Raw genomic sequence first — 18,925 nt, 5'->3', positions numbered from 1 at the left:
AAAAGTCCAGAAGGACCGCAAAACATAAGAGAAAGCGGAACCTTCTGGACATGATCTCAGAATTTTCTCCGAGTTGTATGCCGAACGCTCTAACTTTCCCTCATAGTCCAGTAATTTACGGTTACCGGGTAGAGACTTTTGGGCCATATTCCCAAGATTATATGAGGGTATTGTCAAAAGGGTTAAGTATCTGCCCTTTGAGTATTTATGATTTCCTTAAGAACACTATCATCATAACAAGGTTTTTCGGCAAATGTCAACTCTATTATCGAACATTTTATTTTATTCATAAATTATTGTTCGGTTTTTTCGTTTAAGCGCCCTTCAAAAACAATGGATCTTCCGGCAATCTCCGGACCGTTTTTTCCTTCCTTAAAAACAGGCTTTTCAATGCGCCGAACCGGTATATATCCTTCTTTTTCCATCGATTGAAGACACTCGTGAATAGAATCATTTATACCTACAACAAACTTCTTCTTTTTCGGCTTTTTCAAGACTTCGTTCCCTTTCTAATAGACTTGACCCAAAAACCGCCATAAAAATTCTTCGGTTCATGCGAGACAATAAAAGCATTAGGGTCTAAAGATTTAATAGTATCCATTAGATCAAATTCGTTGCGTCTTGGCGTTAATATTTCCATCATAAGACGCTGCCCTTTTCTGCCATGGGCCGTCCAATGCGTTACTCCATAACCGCGGTTTCGGAGCAATTCCGGCAAATCCATTTCCAGCCTGCTTGTAATTACATTTACAGTAATATAGCCAAGCGCCAGTTTTTCTTCGATCTTTATACCAACCATGACACCTGATGCAAAGCCCAATGCATAAGCAATCAAATTTTGGATGTGGTTTAAATGATTGAGCACGAGACCTAGTCCCAGTACATAAATACATATTTCGAAAATGCTTACAAACGCTGCCAAGTAACGATAACCTTTAAAAGTTAAAATCATTCTGACCGTGTTTAATGTGACATAAAATATATTAATGACAAAGATAATCACGACCATACCGAGGACATTACTTAACATCAGGCATCCTCCTTTTTATTTCATATCAATATCAAGGCCATCATAACATAAAAATCTTTATAACAATAAAGAAAAAATACCCAAATTTTTTATTGGCAAACAAAACACCTTTTAGGGATCTGCCCATAAAATAAACGGTGAAGGGTGTGAACATCATGGATCAAAAACAAAAATTTACTGAGTGGAAAAAATCTGTCTCTGATTTTCTTGGCAGGGATTTTTGGCATGATTTTCAAGATATCTTTATGAGAGAGTGGCCGCTGATTAACATTTACGAATCATCAAGTACGATTTATTGCCTTATTGCCTTGCCCGGGCTCGTTAACCAAGAAGACGTCAGAATCTTTATCAACCATCAAACAATCACATTAAAAGGGCGTGTATCTTATCCCGTTAACGGCTATCAAACGATTCATGAGGAATTTTCAAATGGGCATTTTGAAAGAACGATTGAACTGCCTCATCCTGTATATCAAAAGCCAATAGATGCCGTTTATAAAAAAGGCCTTCTGACCCTCATACTTAAGCGTATTCAAGATCAGGAGGTAAGCGAAGTTGTTGTTATTGAAGATGAAAATAACTAACGGATAATACAGCCAGATCCGGGGGTAATTTCATTAGCGAAATACAAAGCCTAAGGCTACAAAACCTATGGCGATGATAATTAAGCCTATAATTGAGGCGGCAATTCTAATCAGATACCAAGGAATATAATCAAGAGCCTTAGCTTCTATTCCCCTAACAATGCTCGCAGAATTATCATTAAACTCCAGTGATTCTTTGCTTTTGCTTAAGTCGCGCTGCGCATGCTTTATTTTAAAAATAAAATACTCTCCGCCAAAAATAATCAGCATGCCGGCCAGCCAAAAAATAATCGCGATAATCAGGGCAACCATACAAAACACGTCCTTATATTTTTCTATTTATTTAAAGTATGGACGCCAGACTGTTATTTTATGAAAAAAACCCGCCGGGGTGCAGTACCTTAGCGAGTTTTTACTGTTCATATTAGCTTAAGAAAATAAAATACAAAACGAATATGATAAACAACACATAAACAATTGGGTGAACTTCTTTTATCCGTCCTTTTACAGCCATTGAAATTGGATAGATAATAAAACCTAAAGCAATGCCTGTAGCAATGCTGTAGCTTAACGGCATGCCGACAACCGTAAGAAATGCAGGTATGGCTATCTCCAGATTAGACCAATCAATATCTTTCAGGGATCCTGCCATTAATACCCCGACAATGATCAGCGCTGGTGCTGTAATTTGTGAAGTCACCACAGTAAGCAATGGCGAGAAGAACATCCCAAATAAGAACAATATACCGACAACAACTGAAGTAAAGCCAGTACGCCCGCCGGCAGCGACGCCTGCTGACGATTCAATATAAGCAGATGTCGGTGACGTTCCGAATAAAGCGCCAACAACAGCTGACGAAGAATCCGCAAATAAAGCGCGGCCGATTCTCGGCAGTTTATTATTTTTAATAAATCCGGCCTGGCTGGCAATCGCAATGATTGTACCGGCTGTGTCAAAAAACACAACAAATAAAAATGTAATGACAACAACGATTAAATTCATCGTTTTAATATCAGTGACATGATTTAATGCAGCACCAAAGGTCGGCGCAACGCTGGGAACTGATGAAACAATTCGATGCGGCAGCGGCACAACTTTGAAAATCATGCCAACAATAGCTGTAATGACCAAGCCGTAAAATATGCCGCCTTTAACATTACGAATCACTAAAATAATTGTCACTAATAGACCGAAAATCGACAGCAAAGTTCCTGGTTTCGATAAATCTCCCAAAGAAACGAGAGTATCCTTATTTCCAACAATAATTCCGGCGCCTTTTAAACCGATGAAAGCAATGTAAATCCCAATCCCTGCCGCAGCGGCACGCTTCAATTCCTCAGGAATGGCATTAATAATCATTTCTCTCAGCCTAAAAACTGTGATGAGCAAAAAGATAATACCCGCAACAAGGACTCCGGCTAAAGCCGTTTGCCAAGGAATTCCCATGCTAATGACGACAGTATAAGTAAAGAAAGCATTCGTTCCCATACCCGGCGCAATAGCAATCGGATATTTCGCTAAGATCCCCATCACCAATGTGCCAAAGGCAGCGGTAATGGCTGTCGCTGTAAATACAGCTCCCTTATCCATGCCGGCATCAGATAAAATAGTCGGATTAACAAATAAAATATAAGCCATCGACAAAAAAGTGGTTAAGCCGGCCACTGTTTCCTGCTTAAAAGATGTATTAAACTGAGAAAAACCAAAATAACGAGCAATCCAGTTATGATTCAAGGTTGACCCTCCACTTAAAATGTTAGAAGTTGGAAACCTAATGTTATCATATCTATGTTTCCCCAAAAAATAAAACTCCAGGCTGATAACCTGGAGTTTCATCAAAATCTACAGAAGGACAACCTCATACACGACCTGCTGTCCTTCGTAGTAAAGCCATTTACGGTGGCTTTGTAGAAACTCCCGGGCCTTATTCCCAAGATTATACGAAAGAATCTATCAAGTTTCCTTGACCATTATAGCAAGCAGGTTAATGAGGGTCAATCAAAAACCGAACATTTGAATTTTCATTTTTTATATCGTTCGTTATTTATTCCCACTCGATCGTTGCCGGCGGCTTAGAAGTTACATCATAAACAACTCGGTTAACGTGATCAACTTCATTAACGATGCGGGTTGAAATTTTTCCTAATACATCCCATGGAATCCGAGCCCAATCGGACGTCATGCCGTCGACTGAAGTCACCGCTCGTATGGCTAGGCAGTAATCATAAGTCCGTGCATCGCCCATAACACCGACGCTCTTTATATCAGGAAGAACAGTGAAATATTGCCAAATATCTTTGTCCAAACCGGCTTTTTTGATTTCTTCGCGAAGGATGGCGTCGGATTCACGAACAATTTCCAGTTTTTCTTCAGTAATATTTCCTAAAACTCTGATGCCAAGCCCAGGACCAGGGAAAGGCTGACGCCACACGATAGCATCAGGCAAGCCGAGTTCAGTGCCTAAGCGGCGCACTTCATCTTTAAAGAGCGTGTTCAGCGGTTCAATCAGATCAAACATCATACGCTCCGGCAATCCGCCGACATTATGATGGGATTTGATCGTTTGCGCTGTTTCTGTCCCGCTTTCAATAATATCTGTATAAAGGGTTCCTTGAACAAGGTATGAAATGTCTTTAAGTTTGTTAGCTTCTTCTTCAAAAACATAAATAAACTCATTGCCAATGATCTTCCGCTTTTTCTCAGGATCGCTGACACCTTCAAGTTTATTTAAAAAGCGGTCTTTAGCGTCTACTTTAATGAAATTCATATTGAACTGATCGCGGAATGTCTTAACGACCTCATCCGCTTCGCCTTTTCTTAACAGACCGTGATCAACAAATACACAGTAAAGCTGATCGCCGATCGCTTTATGCACAAGAGCCGCAGCAACGGATGAATCCACACCGCCGCTTAATGCACAAAGAACTTTTCGGTCACCGACGTTCTTACGAATTTCTTCTACTTTTTCATCAATAAAATGCTCCATTGTCCAAGTCGCGCGAGCCCCGCAAATATCAAAAACAAAATGCTTGAGCAGATCATTTCCATATTCACTGTTGCGAACCTCTGGATGATATTGAACGCCGTAAAGCTGACGGCTCTCATCACTCATAGCCGCCACAGGGCAAGACGCGCTTTTGGCATCGACTGTAAAGCCTTCAGGCGGCGCTTCAACAAGGTCTCCATGGCTCATCCATACAGATTGCTCCTCTGGCAGCCCTTTATACAATGCGCTTGACGCGTTTACTTGAACACTGGCTTGTCCATACTCACGATGATTGGCACGGGAGACTTTAGCGCCGAAGTGGGCGCTCATTAACTGCATACCGTAACAAATGCCCAGTATCGGAACATCCATTTCAAAAATCTTAGGATCGCACTTTGGCGAGTTCTCTCCATAGACGCTGTTAGGGCCGCCGGAGAAAATGATGCCTTTCGGTTTCTTGGCTGCTAATTCTTCAGCTGTCAGCGTATGCGGCAATAATTCGCTGAAAACACCCAAATCGCGAATTCTTCTTGCAAGCAGTTGGTTATACTGACTGCCAAAATCAAGGACTATAATATTATCTTGATGTTGCTCCATAACTTCACCCCGTCACTTTTATAAAAAAACTTGGCTGTTGCCAAGCCATTTTGAACTTCCACATTTATGGATTTATTCTATCAATGTAAAAGCACTACTTCAAGATAAGTTTCCTTTTATTCATTTTTCCCATAATTCACTTAGCTATCCAATACGTTTTCTTGTATGATAAACCCGCAGCACGCCAATGAATAATAAACCTATAAATATTGACCAAAACATGGGCTCTCCCTCATCATACGATGTGAAAATGTCCAGCAATGACAAATAAACAATTGTAAAGCCGAGAAAAACCGCCATGCGTTTGGAAGTCAATAAATAAGGAAAAAATAACCCAAAAATCCATAATAAAATTAAAAGCACAAAAACCTTAAACAATTCGGTTAAACCAACCCAATTGCCATGAATAATAAAGCTGATATTTTTTTCAAGGTCACTAACAAAATAGATTGCCCATAACTTTTGAAAATATGTGGTATGATAAAAAAATATTTTATGGAGCACAAACAGCATAGCTATGAAATTTAATGGCAAGCTTATCCAAAGCGAAAGCCCTAGACAAGAAATTAAGAAGGAAAAAACAGCAAACAAACAAAGCCAATTAAAATGGCCGGTGCGCGTGATTACATCGAGCGAGCTTAACCATTCCAAAAGCAAAAATAAACCTAAGAAATACAGCAGCAATAAAGGTATTCTCGACTTAATTTGATGCATGGCAACCCCCTTAAAGCATGATGAAATGTTTTAATGGCATAACCCGAATATACAACTTTGACGTTAAGGCAAAAAACACCTTCAAGCAAACATGATTTTTCTAATCCGTCATAATGGATATCTTTTATTGTTATGATTGAATAAAAATCTTTTCAAAAAAATAAGTCTAACATTGAAGCGTTTGCCAAACATCTTTCATTACGCATGCTTATACATCTTTACCTCGAAGACAGGTATAGAGTTATACAAATTCATAGATCGTCTTGGCCGTACCGACGGACAAACATCAGTCTGCTTTATATCACAAATGAAAAAAGAGGTTTCTCAAAAGTTTGGATAACTCATGAGAAACCTCTCATTCTATATTCGGGCGCCTAAAGCGCACCTATGGGCTATAAACCTTGATGTAAAAAGATTTTTATTCCCTTATTACATCATGCCGCCCATTCCGCCCATGCCGCTCATGTCTGGGGCGTTGCCGCCTGCATTTTCTTCAGGCTTATCAGCTACAACAGCTTCAGTTGTTAAGAACATAGCTGAAACAGATGCAGCGTTTTGAAGAGCGGAGCGAGTTACTTTAGTTGGGTCAACAATACCAGCATCGATCATGTTTACCCATTCGCCTTTAGCAGCGTCGAAACCTACGCCGATTTCTTCGTTTTTAAGTTTTTCAACGATAACAGATCCTTCAAGACCTGCGTTTTTAGCGATTTGACGGATTGGTTCTTCAAGTGCGCGAAGAACGATGTTAACGCCAGTTTGCTCGTCGCCGCTTGCGCTGACGCCTTTAACAGCTTTAATAACATTAACAAGCGCTGTACCGCCGCCGGACACAATGCCTTCTTCAACAGCAGCACGTGTTGAGTTGAGCGCATCTTCAATGCGAAGTTTGCGTTCTTTCAATTCAGTTTCAGTAGCTGCGCCGACTTTGATAACAGCTACGCCGCCAGCAAGTTTAGCCAAACGCTCTTGTAATTTTTCTTTATCAAATTCAGAAGTTGTTTCTTCAAGTTGTGCTCTAATTTGGCTTACGCGAGCAGCGATTTTGTCGGATTCGCCTGCACCGTCAACGATTGTTGTATTTTCTTTTGTTACAACAACTTTAGCAGCTGTACCAAGTTGAGCAATGCTTGCAGATTTAAGATCTAAACCAAGATCTTCAGTGATGACTTCACCGCCTGTAAGTGTAGCAATGTCTTCAAGCATAGCTTTACGGCGATCGCCAAATCCAGGTGCTTTAACAGCTACAGCGTTGAAAGTTCCGCGAAGTTTGTTCACAACAAGTGTAGCAAGCGCTTCACCTTCAACATCTTCAGCGATGATAAGGATAGATTTGCCTTGTTGAACCACTTGTTCAAGAACAGGAAGAACTTCCTGGATATTAGTGATCTTCTTATCAGTAATTAAGATATACGGATTTTCAAGAACAGCTTCCATTTTATCTGAATCAGTTACCATGTAAGGTGATGCATAACCGCGGTCAAATTGCATACCTTCAACAACTTCCAATTCAGTTGAGAAGCCTTTAGATTCTTCAACAGTGATAACACCGTCGTTGCCAACGCGTTCCATAGCTTCAGCGATAAGCTGACCTACTTCTTCGTCAGCAGCAGAAATTGCAGCAACCTGAGCGATGGATTCTTTGCTTTCGATTGGCTTAGAAATATTTTTAAGTTCTTCAACAGCAGCTTTAGTAGCTTTTTCGATACCGCGGCGGATGACCATTGGGTTAGCGCCGGAAGTCACGTTTTTAAGACCTTCTGTAATCATTGCTTGAGCAAGAACAGTAGCTGTTGTCGTACCGTCACCAGCTACATCATTTGTTTTGCTGGCAACTTCAGAAACAAGCTGAGCGCCCATGTTTTCGAATTTATCTTCAAGTTCAATTTCTTTTGCAATTGTAACACCGTCGTTAGTGATAAGCGGAGAACCAAACTTTTTCTCTAATACAACGTTGCGGCCTTTTGGTCCGAGTGTAACTTTTACTGCGTTAGCTAATGCATCTACACCACGAAGCATAGCGCGGCGAGCATCTTCACTAAACATAATTTCTTTTGCCATAAGTCTTTGCCCTCCTTAAAAATATGTAGCATTTTTTATTTTAAAATGAATGATTATTCAACTACAGCTAGGATGTCATCTTGGCGAAGAATGAGATATTCCTTGCCGTCATATTTCACTTCTGTACCAGCATATTTTGAGAAGATCACGCGATCGCCTTCAGAAACTTCAAGAGCGACACGTTCGCCGTTGTCAGTTACACGGCCAGTACCTGTTGCAACTACGCGTCCTTCTTGAGGCTTTTCTTTTGCAGAATCAGGCAGAACGATACCGCTTGCAGTTTTTTCTTCTTTTTCAACTGTTTCGATAACAATACGGTCACCTAAAGGCTTTAACACTGGAAATACCCTCCTTAATTAAACATGATCTTAATTGTTAGCACTCTCATGCGTTGAGTGCTAATCCAGTTATTATAATAATCAATTTACTTCTATTTTGCAAGTGCTTAAAAAAATTTTTTATTAAAAATAGTTAAAGCGAGAGCCAAAAAGTTTTACTCTATATTTAATGCATGGCAAATTGTTAATTAAATAAAATGAAATAAAAGAGCGACCTATGATATTCTAGAATTCGGAGGTTTAAGATCAGCAAAGTTCAGTCTGAACCGCACTCTTCAGATGCTTTGCTTTTGGCCTCTGACTTTATCCTTAATTTTTAAAAACGGAGGAGCTTTAAATTGCCAAAACGTTATTGGTGGATTCTCATTACATACCTTCTTTGTCAATTGTCCGTCATCATACCTCTCAAAACCCCGATTTTGAATGCTGTTCCGCCATCACAGCGCGCTGGTGTATGGACTATCTTAACTTTTTCGATAGCCCTCATTGTTTTCCTGTTTTTATTGAAACCGGAGTGGTCGAAAATTCATGAACCGCATCAAGCGCCACTGGCTGACACAGCTCTGTGGGCTTTCGGCGGCATTTTTCTTGTTTTCGCTGCCCAAATTGCCGGCGGCTTAATTGAACAGCACATTTTTGGGGAAAGTTCAGAATCAGAAAACACCAAAAATATTATGGAAATGGCCAAAATGTCGCCATACGTTATCTTAGTGATTGGTATAATCGGGCCAATATTAGAAGAGATCGTCTTTCGGAAAGTTATTTTTGGTGCAATATATAAAAGAACCAATTTCCTTATCGCCGGCGTTATCAGTTCACTGCTCTTTGCCTTTGCCCATATGGATAAACATATTCTAGTCTATGCCCTTGTCGGATTTGTTCTTTGCTATTTATACAAGAAAAGCGGCCGAATTGTTGTTTCCATGTTTGCCCACGCAGCAATGAATTCATTAGTCATTTGGCTTACCTTTTCAGGTGTCCAAAATATAAAAGAGAAAGAGCAATTTATACAATTTATTGGAGGATTTATCCATGGCTGACGGAAATCGATTAACGTGGGGATTCATCTATCTTTTATTTGGAGCTGCATTTATTTATTTTGCAATTTATGAAGCTAGAGAAACGCTGTGGAATCCAACAACCATCTTATTATCAGCCTTAGCTGCATTTGATATCCAAAAAGCACTGTTCTATTTCCTTCGAATCCTGCGAAAGAAATAAAGAAGAGCATCCTCAGATCTTATTGAGGATGCTCTTCTAATGTTGTTAAAATAATTGGACCGTCTTTCGTAATAGCAATAGTATGCTCATATTGTGCGGACAAAGAGCCGTCGACTGTACGGGCTGTCCAGCCGTTATCATCAAGCTTTGAACGCCAGTCGCCTGTATTAATCATTGGCTCAATGGTTATAACCATGCCTTCCTTCAAGCGCAGGCCTTTTCCTTTTTTGCCGTAATGAGGCACTTGCGGTTCTTCATGCAATGTAGGGCCGATGCCATGACCCACAAAATCTCTGACAACACTGTAGCCTTTTGGCTCTGCATAAGCTTGGATGGCATGACCGATATCGCCTATCCGGTTGCCGATAACCGCTTGCTTAATGCCTTCGTAAAGAGAGGCTTTCGTTACTTCAAGCAAGTCCTCCACCTGTTTTGAAACTTCTCCCACAGCATATGACCATGCCGAATCAGCGAGAGCACCGTTCAAATTAACGACCATATCAATGGTGACAAGATCTCCATTCTTTAAAGGTGTTTCTCTTGGGAAACCATGACAAATTTCATCATTTATGGAAGCGCATGTCGCAAATTGATAGCCGTTATAGCCTTTCTGTTCAGGAGTTGCCCCATTTTCCGCAAGAAACGCCTCAACAAATTCATCGATTTCTTTTGTTGTCACACCCGGTTTGATCAGCTTTCTAACTTCTTGGTGGGTTCTTGCTAAGAGCTCTCCTGCTTCTTTCATTTTCGCTATTTCATTCATTGACTTTAATTGTATCATTATCATCCCGCCTTAATCATTATTACTTTTATACATTATGCTTACCCTATTTTCGCGATACTAAGAAATCAGTTCTCCATTCATTTTACCCAACCATTATCTTAACAAAAAAGAAACAAAAAAGATAATGCCATACCAAGATGCATTTATGAAAAAAGGCCAAGCCGCGATTTACATATCATGGCTCAGCCTTTTTAACGATTGTTTGTATGCTAATTTGGAAATGCCTATGCTGATTTCATATAAAATAATCAACGGGACAGTGACCATTAAGTGAGAAACTAATTCCGGAGGCGTAATAATGCCTGCGATCACAAGCAATATAAAATACGCATATTTCCGAATTTTTATTAAAAACGGCGGCGTAATAATTCCTAATCTTGTCAAAAACATCACAAGTATTGGCATTTCAAAAAGAAAACCGAACGGCAATGTCAATTGCAGCAAAAATGAAAAATACTCATTGATGCCAATGACATTCTGTATATGCATTTCCTTGCTTAAATGACCCATGAACCCAACGACAAATGGAAACAGTATATAGTACGAAAAGGCAAGCCCTAAAAGAAATAGAATTAAAGCTATCGGAATATATGATAATGTGACTTTTCGTTCATGCTCATACAATCCGGGGCTTACAAATGCCCAAAGCTGATACATGACAAGAGGCGAAACAAGAACTGCTCCGATAATAAAAGCAAACTCCATATAAACATTCAACGGATCAGTAACACGAAAGGCATTCATGGTTATATCCTGAGCCTGTTCGGAATGTTGCAAATATATAATCACTGGTTTAGCCGCCAACAAGCCGATAATAAATGTGACAATAAAGCCAAAAACAACAATCATTAACCGTCTTCTTAATTCATTGAGGTGTTCAATGACACTCATCCGTTTATTTGACATTGCCAACATCCTGCTTCTTTTTGTCTTCTTCATCCTCTGCTAAACCATTTGTTGCATTTCTAAACTCCCTGAGAGTTTGTCCTGCTGCTTTTCCTAATTGAGGGAGCTTTTTCGGACCAAAGATAATTAAGGCGACAATAGCAATCAAGACAATGCTGCCTGGCCCTAAGCCCATTGTTATTCACCTCCCTTGTCTAATGGGTTCAATGGATAATTTTTCAATAAGTATACCATAGACTGCAGCTCTACCGAAAGATCAATGTGATGGATAAGAATGTGGTCTGGTAAGGATAATCTTACTGGAGTAAAATTGAGTATACCACGAATGCCGGTTAAGACAAGCTTATCGGCTACAATTTGCGCCGCACTTGCCGGTACGGTAAGTATCGCGGCTGGAATATGCTTATTATCTCCGTTAAGCAAATCATCAAGATGATAAATAGGCGTATCCGCTATCTTCTTGCCAATTTTTGCTTCATCAATATCATAAGCTCTTATGATTCTTGTATTATTATTTTTATGAAAGTTATAATTCAATAATGCCGTTCCTAAATTGCCGACACCGATCAGAATGACTTCTGTGACTTCATCCTGGTTTAAAAACCCCCGCAAAAAATTGATAAGATGGCCGACATCATAACCGTAACCCTTTTTCCCTAATGCGCCCAAATAAGACAAATCTCTGCGAATGGTAGCAGAGTCTATTTGAACCGATTGACTGAATTCAGAAGACGAAATCCGGTTCTTGCCTAATGAGTATAGATGCTGCAAAGTACGGTAATATAACGGCAGGCGTTTTGCCGTTGCCTGGGGTATTCTCTCTATCATTAATCAACGACCTCCTGGGAATCACTCTAAGTCTTCTCTTAAATAATCTCCGCTTTTGCCCCCTGTCTTTTTCTTTAAATAAGTCGGACCGATAACCATGCCTTTATCCAGTGCTTTACACATGTCATAAACGGTTAAAGCAGCCGCTGATGCAGCCGTTAACGCCTCCATTTCAACTCCCGTCGGTCCTTTTGTTTTTACAGACGATGTAATATGCAGCCGGTAGGGCGAGGTCTCCCATTTGAAATGAATATCGACTCCAGACAGGGAAAGCGGATGGCACATCGGTATGATTTGCGATGTGTTTTTTGCTGCCATAATGCCCGCTACCTGAGCGACTGACAGGACATCTCCTTTTTTTACCGTTTGATTAACAATCGCTTTATAAATATCTTCATTGACTTCAATACTCGTGCATGCCTCGGCGGTACGGACAGTAGATGACTTGTCAGAAATGTCTACCATTTTCGCGCGCCCTTGCTCATTCATATGCGTGAGACGATTCATTTTACCCTCCGTTAATAGATTTATTTACTGTAATATGTACATGAATAAAGAGCCTCTTTCCCCTTTAGGTTCAAAAGAAAATTGGCGTCAAATGACGTAACAATCAGTTGCTTGCCCTTTCCATTATAAGATAAACTATATAGTGTGTGCTTAAATTTAGAGGTGAAAATAATGATTTTACTGCAAACAAATAAGATTAGTAAATCATATGCTGCTGATCTTATTTTATCTAATATTAGTATAGAAGTACAATCACAAGAGCGTGTCGCCTTAGTCGGAAGAAACGGGACGGGAAAATCGACTTTATTAAAAATCATTGCCGGAGAACTGACTCCCGATGAAGGGGAAGTCATCTTCGCAAAAGAAACAACTGTCGGTTATTTAGCCCAACATACAAGCCTTGAGTCTGACCGCACCATATATGAGGAAATGCTGTCTGTATTCAAGCCGCTCGTCAAAATGGAAAAAGACTTGCGGGCGATGGAAGAAAAAATGGCCCAGCCGGATCTTTTTTCAGACGATCAAAGCTATCAAAAACTATTAAAAGACTACGATTCTCTTCAAAACATTTTTAAAGAAAAGGGCGGGTACTCTTATCAGGCTGATATTCGCAGTGTCTTAAATGGTTTGAATTTCGGCGGCTATAACGAAAATACCCCGGTTGCAAATTTATCCGGCGGACAGAAAACACGATTAGCCTTAGGCAAACTGCTGCTGACTAAACCCGATTTGCTTATTCTCGACGAACCGACCAACCATTTAGATATCGAGACACTCACATGGCTTGAAAATTATCTTCAGCACTATCCCGGAGCTATTCTTATTGTTTCGCACGATAGATATTTTCTTGATAAAGTTGTCACGAAAGTATATGAACTGTCTCAAACGAAAGCGAGAAAGTATATCGGCAATTATTCAAAATACCTTAAAGAAAAAGCACTTGAATATGAAAGCAGCCTAAAAGCTTATGAAAAGCAGCAAAAAGAAATTGCCAAGCTGAATGATTTTATTCAAAGAAATATCGCTCGCGCCTCGACAACCAAACGTGCTCAAAGCCGGCGAAAACAGCTGGAAAAAATGGACATCATTGAAAAACCGGCAGACGGGGAGAAGTCAGCTAAATTTTCATTTCAAATAAAAAAACAAAGCGGTCACGACGTTCTCTCGATTAATGATTTGACAGTCGGTTATGAACCTTCCCAGCCTGTCATGAAGAACCTTAGTTTTTCGATGACCCGCGGGGAAAGTGTTGCGCTAGTCGGTGAAAACGGCATAGGCAAGTCCACGCTTTTAAAAGCGATTTCTAACGGCAGCACCCGTTTATCAGGGCAGATCAGCATCGGAAGCAACGTCACTATCGGCTACTACGATCAAGAACAAGCGCAACTGACATCTAACAAAACTGTCTTAGATGAACTGTGGGATGACTTTCCTTTAACTCCTGAAAAAGATATTCGAACTATTCTTGGCAATTTCCTTTTTTCCGGTGATGATGTTCTTAAAATTGTATCGCAGTTAAGCGGCGGCGAGAAGGCAAGGCTTGCATTAGCTAAGCTCATGATGCAAAAGGACAATCTGCTTATTCTTGACGAACCGACAAACCATCTTGATTTAGACAGCAAAGAAGTATTGGAATCAGCTTTAATAGACTATCCAGGCACCATTCTATTTGTCTCTCATGACAGATATTTTATAAACCGCATTGCAACAAGAGTGATCGAATTATCGCAAAAAGGTCTGACCAATTATCTTGGAGACTATGACTACTATGTGGATAAGAAAGCGGAACAAGAGGAAATCATTTCTCTTGAAAAGAGCTTATCCCCAACCGAGCCTGTTAAAGCAGCAAACGAAGGCAAAGAACAATATGAAAAAGAGAAAGAACGGAAAAGAAAAGAAAGACAATTAGAACGGTCAATCAGTAAGCTTGAAAAGGAAATCAATCAAATAGAAGAAAAAATAGAAGCTGAGGAACAATCCTTATTAGATCCGGACATCTATAATGACATCGATAAAGCTCATCAGATAAACCAAAGGATTATCGATTATAAGGAAAAACTTGAGCAATTAGTAGAGGAATGGGAACAATTGCAAATCGCTTATGAATCAGCCGCTGAATAAAGCGGCTGATTTTTTATATCATTTTTATTCAGAATAAACCCTTCTAAAGAATAAACGCAATTGACATCATTCACTGACTTTTTAATTAACAACAAGCTTATCCACGCCACTTTGCACCTTTTCCACAAAAATAGAGATTATCAACACACTTATTAACATTATACACACATTTTATCCACATTCCCGTCCGTTTTATTAATTATATTGAATTTTTCCACAAAAATGTGTGGAAAAATTGTGGATAAACAAAAGGTCAGACCAACAAAGCCTGACCCTAAAAGTCTTCTATATTTAAACCTGGTTTCCCGTTTAAAGACATATCCGCCCGATGGCCTTTTAAATAGCCAATCGTTCCGGCCGCCGCTATCATGGCTGCGTTATCTGTACATAACGCCAAAGGCGGAATTGACAGCGGGATGCCTTCTTTCGCACATGCCGATGCCATTCGTTCACGCAATCCTTGATTTGCCGCAACACCGCCGGCCACGAGAATTTGCTTAACGTGATAATTTTTAGCTGCTTTAATAGTCTTTGTGACTAAAACATCAACAACGCTTTCGCGAAAACTTGCCGCTATATCGGCTTTATTCAGCTCTTCACCGCGCTGTTCAGCATTATGCACTGTATTAATAACAGCCGACTTTAAACCGCTGAAACTAAAATCATAAGAATCCGGTTCCAGCCAAGCGCGCGGAAAATCTATGGTTGGTTCTCCGATATTAGCTAATTTATCAATTTCCGGGCCGCCCGGATAAGGCAATCCAATGGTTCGGGCGACCTTGTCAAAGGCTTCTCCAGCAGCATCGTCTCTCGTTTGGCCAATAATTTCATAGGAGCCGTGCTCTTTCATATAAATAAGTTCAGTATGGCCTCCTGAGACAATTAAAGCTATTAATGGAAACTTCATATCTCCTGACAGGCGATTGGCATATATATGTCCTGTAATATGATGGACCGGCACCAGCGGCAAATCGTATGCAAAGGATAAAGCCTTGGCGCCATTAACGCCTATCAATAACGCTCCTACAAGTCCCGGACCTTGTGTAACGGCAATTGCATCAAGGTCTTTCCAATCAACTTTGGCGTCTTCCATAGCCTTCTCACATACAAGTGTAAATTGTTCTACGTGGTGTCTGGAGGCAACTTCCGGTACGACGCCACCAAACCGTTTATGGCTTTTTATTTGCGAGGCTACAACATTAGAAAGAATTTTTGTTCCATCTTTTACAACCGCTGCAGCTGTCTCGTCACAACTTGTTTCTATGCCCAGCACCGTTGTCTCTTGATCAAATCTACTCATAAGTTCACCCACATTACTAAAGCATCTTCATGATTGTCTGTATAATAACTTTTTCTAATACCGCCGTCCCGAAAACCCAATTTGTGATAAAGGTTTTGGGCTGCTTTATTAGATACCCTAACTTCCAAGCTCATTTTTCTAGCCTTGCGAAGGGTGGCATAATGTATTGTTTTCCTTAACAATCCCTCACCAATCTTTTGTCTTCTGTAATCAGGCAGCACTGCTATATTTGTAATATGCGCCTCATCAATAATGACCCAAACACCGCAATAGCCAACAATCTTATCCTCATCTTCCGCTATCAGATAGGCAGCAAAACGGTTATTCAACAGTTCATTTTCAAATGCTTCTTTCTTCCAAGGATTGCTGAAGCATCTTTCCTCTACTTGAAGGACTTGATCAATATCCTCTATTGTCATGAAACGGTAGGAAATTGAACGAACAATCATGTATAGGACCTCTTCTGTTTGTCCAGCCATTTCGCTTCAGCTTCAGCCAGCTGCAAATATTGCGGAACAAACTGGTGAACATCAGGAACAGCCGGCCGCCCAATGCTTAAATTGGCAAGCTCGGAAGGTCTCGGATTATTCATTGTCGTTTCTGGAAAGACCGCCAGCGTACCGCAATAATCTTTAATGGTTTGACGATGTTTTTCCAAATCGTTTCCCAAGAATAATAAAGGTTGATCATATTGAACCAGATGTTCGAGCCATTTATCCAATAAAGTTAATCTATCTTCTTCGACGACTTTTACAATTCCCTTCTCACATTTGTAAATGCCTGTATAAACTTGCCCGCGGCGCGCATCAAAAAAGGGAATAATGTACCCGTTAAAATGACGGCCGTTTTGCGCTAAAATTTCTAAACTCGATATACCGACTAAATCTTTATTTAATGTCCATGCCAAAGTTTTGGCTATTGTGACTCCAATTCTTACTCCGGTATAGGAGCCCGGTCCCATTGCTACAGCTATCCGGTCCAAATCATTCGGATTAAGATCAACATCTTTTAAAAGCTGTTCTATAGCAGGCATCAGACGAATAGAATGATTCTTTTTGACATTAGTGATCAATTCGCCCAATACGCGCTCCTCATCATTCACCGCTACTCCCATCACTAGATTGGATGAATCAATGGCAAGTATTTTCATCGTTCATTAACTCCTTACATATCTGTTCAAAACGTTCACCAACCGGAAATAGCGACACTTTGCGTTTTGTTTCTCCTAAATGTTCAATTTCAACTTTTAATAAATGATCTGGAAGCCACGATGCAATATTATCTGCCCATTCTACGACAGTTATGCCGTCACCGTCCAAATATTCATCAAAACCAAGATCTTCATCGCTGTTAATACGGTAAACATCCATGTGATACAACGGCATTTTCCCGCCGTGATACTCTTTAATGATTGTGAAAGTAGGACTGTTTATAACGTCTTTTATCCCCAGCCCTTTTGCAATGCCTTTGGTAAAGGTTGTTTTGCCAGCCCCTAAATCTCCTGACAATGTCAAAACGTCACCGGGAGTTAAATGCTCCGCTAATTTTTCCGCCAACGCCATCGTTTCATCGGGTGTTTGACAAATCCATTGAAACATCTATACTACTCCTTATTAGATTTAAAATGGTTATATCCGCTTTTAGTTAAAAGTGTCTTAGTGCCTTTATCTATAAGATAAACCTCAGGACGTCCTCTCGTTACGACACCAATTTTCGTTAAAAGAACGCCATGCTTCATAAAAACGTCTCTTAAGACTTCACTATTTTCCTCCGGCGCAGTGATCAGCAATTGATAATCCTCTCCGCCGCTTAACATGAACCGCCGTTGATCATGAGCATCCAATTGCGACAGGGACTTGCTCACCGGCAAACTTTGATAATTAATATTTATTGTTACACCGCTTGCTTCTGCAATTTCATTCGCTTCACTCGCTAAACCATCGCTGATATCGTTAACCGCAAAGCGTGAAGGAATACCTCGCAATAGTCTTGCCGCTTCTACTTGCGGCATCGGCCTTTGGTGGCTTTTAATTAATTGGTGTTTCGCCTTTTGATCATTTATGTCAATGTCTTTTAGTAAAAGGGCAAGACCCGCGGCGCTTTCACCTAAATATCCAGTAACAAATACAAGATCTCCAGGCTTTGCTCCGCTTCTTAAGAAGACCTTTCCTTGTTCCGCATGTCCAACGGCTGTAATCGTGATGACTAATCCGCTGCGGCTCGATGTCGTATCACCGCCGATAAGGTCCATTTGAAACATTGAGCCAAGGTCCTCCATCCCTCTGTACATTTCTTTCATTTCTGAGGACCATTCTGAAGGCATGGCAACAGATACTAAGTAATAGTCTGGAAAGCCGCCCATTGCTGCAATATCGCTGATATTAGCAGCCAGTGCTTTCCAACCTATATCATACGCCTTCATTGTTGCGCTTGTAAAATGAATGCCTTCGGTCATCGTATCCATGCAAATCATTTGTTCAGCATGATGATCTGTTCTATAAACTGCCGCATCATCACCAATGCCTGTCATAAGATCTTTGTGCCGCTTTTCTTTCGGTTGAATGGATTGAATAAGGCTAAATTCATCTACCACAATTTACACCCTTAGTTTTGTTTTATTTATACATATAAAACCTCTGCAGACAATTCTATCATATCACGAATCGCTTCTATCTTAATGATTTCCTTATAATATTATCATTAATCACAGTTTTATAGCATATTTCGCCCCAAATAATCAACTCAACAGCGCACAGTCTGTATGTTCATCATTTTACACAAAGAAAAAGAGATAGACCTCTTTAAGGACTATCTCTTGATACGATTGCCTGGCAGCGTCCTACTCTCACAGGGGGAAGCCCCCAATTACCATCGGCGCTGAAGAGCTTAACGACCGTGTTCGGGATGGGAACGGGTGTGACCTCTTCGCCATTGCCGCCAGACATGT

23 protein-coding genes, 1 rRNA gene and 2 riboswitches are annotated in these 18,925 nt (G+C 40.3%); of the genes, 5 read left to right on the top strand and 19 right to left on the bottom strand.

The genetic code is table 11. From position 1 onward, the window contains the following. Positions 1-83 precede the first annotated feature (83 nt). A riboswitch (purine riboswitch) is annotated at positions 84-185 on the bottom strand. Between the two features lie 108 nt (positions 186-293). Next, positions 294-494: an NETI motif-containing protein gene (locus JOD45_RS13795; protein ID WP_205004488.1), complete on the bottom strand. Its 201-nt coding sequence runs from the start codon at positions 492-494 to the stop codon at positions 294-296. After that, on the bottom strand, positions 491-1,030 hold the full coding sequence (locus JOD45_RS13790) for a DUF2179 domain-containing protein (protein ID WP_205004487.1): 540 nt from the start codon (positions 1,028-1,030) through the stop codon (positions 491-493). The genes JOD45_RS13795 and JOD45_RS13790 overlap by 4 nt, the downstream gene beginning before the upstream one ends. A gap of 155 nt (positions 1,031-1,185) precedes the next feature. Here JOD45_RS13790 and JOD45_RS13785 point away from each other — a divergent pair, with 155 nt between their 5' ends. Then, positions 1,186-1,614, top strand: a complete 429-nt coding sequence (locus tag JOD45_RS13785; RefSeq protein WP_205004486.1) for an Hsp20/alpha crystallin family protein — start codon at positions 1,186-1,188, stop codon at positions 1,612-1,614. A gap of 33 nt (positions 1,615-1,647) precedes the next feature. On the opposite strand, the gene JOD45_RS13780 is transcribed toward JOD45_RS13785, so the two are convergent. The 4 genes from JOD45_RS13780 to JOD45_RS13765 all read right to left on the bottom strand — a co-directional run bounded on the left by JOD45_RS13780 (position 1,648) and on the right by JOD45_RS13765 (position 5,711). Continuing rightward, entirely contained in the window at positions 1,648-1,926 is a 279-nt protein-coding gene (locus JOD45_RS13780; RefSeq protein ID WP_205004485.1) for a hypothetical protein, read from the bottom strand. 112 nt (positions 1,927-2,038) lie between these two features. After that, positions 2,039-3,334, bottom strand: a complete 1,296-nt coding sequence (locus tag JOD45_RS13775) for a solute carrier family 23 protein (RefSeq protein WP_205004507.1) — start codon at positions 3,332-3,334, stop codon at positions 2,039-2,041. 143 nt (positions 3,335-3,477) lie between these two features. Continuing rightward, a riboswitch (purine riboswitch) is annotated at positions 3,478-3,579 on the bottom strand. Between the two features lie 80 nt (positions 3,580-3,659). Then, positions 3,660-5,198: a glutamine-hydrolyzing GMP synthase gene (gene guaA / locus JOD45_RS13770; protein ID WP_205004484.1), complete on the bottom strand. Its 1,539-nt coding sequence runs from the start codon at positions 5,196-5,198 to the stop codon at positions 3,660-3,662. Positions 5,199-5,342: 144 nt separating this feature from the next. Continuing rightward, entirely contained in the window at positions 5,343-5,711 is a 369-nt protein-coding gene (locus tag JOD45_RS13765; RefSeq protein ID WP_205004483.1) for a hypothetical protein, read from the bottom strand. A 4-nt stretch (positions 5,712-5,715) separates the two neighbouring features. Here JOD45_RS13765 and JOD45_RS13760 point away from each other — a divergent pair, with 4 nt between their 5' ends. Beyond that, positions 5,716-5,907 (top strand): hypothetical protein, encoded by a 192-nt coding sequence (locus JOD45_RS13760; RefSeq protein WP_205004482.1) that lies wholly within the window; start codon positions 5,716-5,718, stop codon positions 5,905-5,907. Between the two features lie 434 nt (positions 5,908-6,341). On the opposite strand, the gene groL is transcribed toward JOD45_RS13760, so the two are convergent. Further along, positions 6,342-7,973 (bottom strand): chaperonin GroEL, encoded by a 1,632-nt coding sequence (gene groL / locus JOD45_RS13755; RefSeq protein WP_205004481.1) that lies wholly within the window; start codon positions 7,971-7,973, stop codon positions 6,342-6,344. A gap of 53 nt (positions 7,974-8,026) precedes the next feature. Continuing rightward, positions 8,027-8,311, bottom strand: a complete 285-nt coding sequence (groES, locus tag JOD45_RS13750) for a co-chaperone GroES (protein WP_205004480.1) — start codon at positions 8,309-8,311, stop codon at positions 8,027-8,029. 338 nt (positions 8,312-8,649) lie between these two features. Between groES and JOD45_RS13745 the strand changes: the two genes are divergently transcribed. Both JOD45_RS13745 and JOD45_RS13740 read left to right on the top strand, forming a co-directional pair. Beyond that, on the top strand, positions 8,650-9,351 hold the full coding sequence (locus JOD45_RS13745) for a CPBP family intramembrane glutamic endopeptidase (protein WP_205004479.1): 702 nt from the start codon (positions 8,650-8,652) through the stop codon (positions 9,349-9,351). Continuing rightward, on the top strand, positions 9,344-9,532 hold the full coding sequence (locus JOD45_RS13740; protein WP_205004478.1) for a DUF4305 domain-containing protein: 189 nt from the start codon (positions 9,344-9,346) through the stop codon (positions 9,530-9,532). Before JOD45_RS13745 ends, JOD45_RS13740 begins: the two co-directional genes overlap by 8 nt. Before the next feature lie 19 nt (positions 9,533-9,551). On the opposite strand, the gene map is transcribed toward JOD45_RS13740, so the two are convergent. From map to moaC, 5 genes are all read right to left on the bottom strand, one after another. Further along, positions 9,552-10,313, bottom strand: coding sequence for a type I methionyl aminopeptidase (gene map / locus JOD45_RS13735; protein WP_205004477.1), 762 nt, complete (start codon positions 10,311-10,313; stop codon positions 9,552-9,554). A gap of 171 nt (positions 10,314-10,484) precedes the next feature. Further along, the gene (gene tatC / locus JOD45_RS13730; RefSeq protein ID WP_205004476.1) at positions 10,485-11,222 is read right to left on the bottom strand and encodes a twin-arginine translocase subunit TatC; all 738 of its coding nucleotides are present in this window, start codon (positions 11,220-11,222) and stop codon (positions 10,485-10,487) included. Continuing rightward, positions 11,212-11,397 carry a twin-arginine translocase TatA/TatE family subunit gene (locus JOD45_RS13725; RefSeq protein WP_205004475.1) on the bottom strand — a complete coding sequence of 62 codons (186 nt, stop codon included), beginning with the start codon at positions 11,395-11,397 and terminating at the stop codon, positions 11,212-11,214. The genes tatC and JOD45_RS13725 overlap by 11 nt, the downstream gene beginning before the upstream one ends. A gap of 2 nt (positions 11,398-11,399) precedes the next feature. Then, on the bottom strand, positions 11,400-12,050 hold the full coding sequence (locus JOD45_RS13720; protein ID WP_205004474.1) for a redox-sensing transcriptional repressor Rex: 651 nt from the start codon (positions 12,048-12,050) through the stop codon (positions 11,400-11,402). A gap of 21 nt (positions 12,051-12,071) precedes the next feature. Beyond that, entirely contained in the window at positions 12,072-12,557 is a 486-nt protein-coding gene (gene moaC, locus JOD45_RS13715) for a cyclic pyranopterin monophosphate synthase MoaC (RefSeq protein WP_205004473.1), read from the bottom strand. Between the two features lie 171 nt (positions 12,558-12,728). Between moaC and JOD45_RS13710 the strand changes: the two genes are divergently transcribed. After that, positions 12,729-14,678, top strand: coding sequence for an ABC-F family ATP-binding cassette domain-containing protein (locus JOD45_RS13710; protein ID WP_205004472.1), 1,950 nt, complete (start codon positions 12,729-12,731; stop codon positions 14,676-14,678). A 274-nt stretch (positions 14,679-14,952) separates the two neighbouring features. On the opposite strand, the gene tsaD is transcribed toward JOD45_RS13710, so the two are convergent. The 6 genes from tsaD to rrf all read right to left on the bottom strand — a co-directional run bounded on the left by tsaD (position 14,953) and on the right by rrf (position 18,920). Continuing rightward, positions 14,953-15,978 (bottom strand): tRNA (adenosine(37)-N6)-threonylcarbamoyltransferase complex transferase subunit TsaD, encoded by a 1,026-nt coding sequence (gene tsaD / locus JOD45_RS13705; RefSeq protein ID WP_205004471.1) that lies wholly within the window; start codon positions 15,976-15,978, stop codon positions 14,953-14,955. Next, positions 15,975-16,427, bottom strand: coding sequence for a ribosomal protein S18-alanine N-acetyltransferase (gene rimI / locus JOD45_RS13700; RefSeq protein ID WP_205004470.1), 453 nt, complete (start codon positions 16,425-16,427; stop codon positions 15,975-15,977). The genes tsaD and rimI overlap by 4 nt, the downstream gene beginning before the upstream one ends. Further along, complete coding sequence (gene tsaB / locus JOD45_RS13695; protein WP_205004469.1) at positions 16,424-17,128, bottom strand: tRNA (adenosine(37)-N6)-threonylcarbamoyltransferase complex dimerization subunit type 1 TsaB; 705 nt, start codon at positions 17,126-17,128, stop codon at positions 16,424-16,426. Before tsaB ends, rimI begins: the two co-directional genes overlap by 4 nt. Further along, on the bottom strand, positions 17,109-17,576 hold the full coding sequence (gene tsaE, locus JOD45_RS13690) for a tRNA (adenosine(37)-N6)-threonylcarbamoyltransferase complex ATPase subunit type 1 TsaE (protein WP_205004468.1): 468 nt from the start codon (positions 17,574-17,576) through the stop codon (positions 17,109-17,111). The genes tsaB and tsaE overlap by 20 nt, the downstream gene beginning before the upstream one ends. Before the next feature lie 5 nt (positions 17,577-17,581). Beyond that, the gene (gene thiL / locus JOD45_RS13685) at positions 17,582-18,571 is read right to left on the bottom strand and encodes a thiamine-phosphate kinase (RefSeq protein WP_205004467.1); all 990 of its coding nucleotides are present in this window, start codon (positions 18,569-18,571) and stop codon (positions 17,582-17,584) included. A gap of 233 nt (positions 18,572-18,804) precedes the next feature. Beyond that, a 5S ribosomal RNA gene (rrf, locus tag JOD45_RS13680) occupies positions 18,805-18,920 on the bottom strand. Positions 18,921-18,925: the final 5 nt, after the last annotated feature.

This window comes from Scopulibacillus daqui (genome assembly GCF_016908855.1).
Lineage (GTDB): Bacteria > Bacillota > Bacilli > Bacillales > Sporolactobacillaceae > Scopulibacillus_A > Scopulibacillus_A daqui.
The sequence above is the reverse complement of the archived record's forward strand: the minus strand, read 5'-3'. Positions and strand labels throughout refer to the sequence as shown.

What these genes read in the sequence shown, in the direction of transcription:
- JOD45_RS13790 (WP_205004487.1), bottom strand. Translation starts at nt 1,030, where the DNA reads ATGTTAAGTAATGTCCTCGGTATGGTCGTGATTATCTTTGTCATTAAT.
- JOD45_RS13785 (WP_205004486.1), top strand. Translation starts at nt 1,186, where the DNA reads ATGGATCAAAAACAAAAATTTACTGAGTGGAAAAAATCTGTCTCTGAT.
- JOD45_RS13780 (WP_205004485.1), bottom strand. Translation starts at nt 1,926, where the DNA reads ATGGTTGCCCTGATTATCGCGATTATTTTTTGGCTGGCCGGCATGCTG.
- guaA (WP_205004484.1), bottom strand. Translation starts at nt 5,198, where the DNA reads ATGGAGCAACATCAAGATAATATTATAGTCCTTGATTTTGGCAGTCAG.
- JOD45_RS13765 (WP_205004483.1), bottom strand. Translation starts at nt 5,711, where the DNA reads ATGCTGTTTGTGCTCCATAAAATATTTTTTTATCATACCACATATTTT.
- JOD45_RS13760 (WP_205004482.1), top strand. Translation starts at nt 5,716, where the DNA reads ATGAAATTTAATGGCAAGCTTATCCAAAGCGAAAGCCCTAGACAAGAA.
- groL (WP_205004481.1), bottom strand. Translation starts at nt 7,973, where the DNA reads ATGGCAAAAGAAATTATGTTTAGTGAAGATGCTCGCCGCGCTATGCTT.
- JOD45_RS13740 (WP_205004478.1), top strand. Translation starts at nt 9,344, where the DNA reads ATGGCTGACGGAAATCGATTAACGTGGGGATTCATCTATCTTTTATTT.
- map (WP_205004477.1), bottom strand. Translation starts at nt 10,313, where the DNA reads ATGATACAATTAAAGTCAATGAATGAAATAGCGAAAATGAAAGAAGCA.
- tatC (WP_205004476.1), bottom strand. Translation starts at nt 11,222, where the DNA reads ATGTCAAATAAACGGATGAGTGTCATTGAACACCTCAATGAATTAAGA.
- JOD45_RS13725 (WP_205004475.1), bottom strand. Translation starts at nt 11,397, where the DNA reads ATGGGCTTAGGGCCAGGCAGCATTGTCTTGATTGCTATTGTCGCCTTA.
- JOD45_RS13720 (WP_205004474.1), bottom strand. Translation starts at nt 12,050, where the DNA reads ATGATAGAGAGAATACCCCAGGCAACGGCAAAACGCCTGCCGTTATAT.
- moaC (WP_205004473.1), bottom strand. Translation starts at nt 12,557, where the DNA reads ATGAATCGTCTCACGCATATGAATGAGCAAGGGCGCGCGAAAATGGTA.
- JOD45_RS13710 (WP_205004472.1), top strand. Translation starts at nt 12,729, where the DNA reads ATGATTTTACTGCAAACAAATAAGATTAGTAAATCATATGCTGCTGAT.
- tsaD (WP_205004471.1), bottom strand. Translation starts at nt 15,978, where the DNA reads ATGAGTAGATTTGATCAAGAGACAACGGTGCTGGGCATAGAAACAAGT.
- rimI (WP_205004470.1), bottom strand. Translation starts at nt 16,427, where the DNA reads ATGATTGTTCGTTCAATTTCCTACCGTTTCATGACAATAGAGGATATT.
- tsaB (WP_205004469.1), bottom strand. Translation starts at nt 17,128, where the DNA reads ATGAAAATACTTGCCATTGATTCATCCAATCTAGTGATGGGAGTAGCG.
- tsaE (WP_205004468.1), bottom strand. Translation starts at nt 17,576, where the DNA reads ATGTTTCAATGGATTTGTCAAACACCCGATGAAACGATGGCGTTGGCG.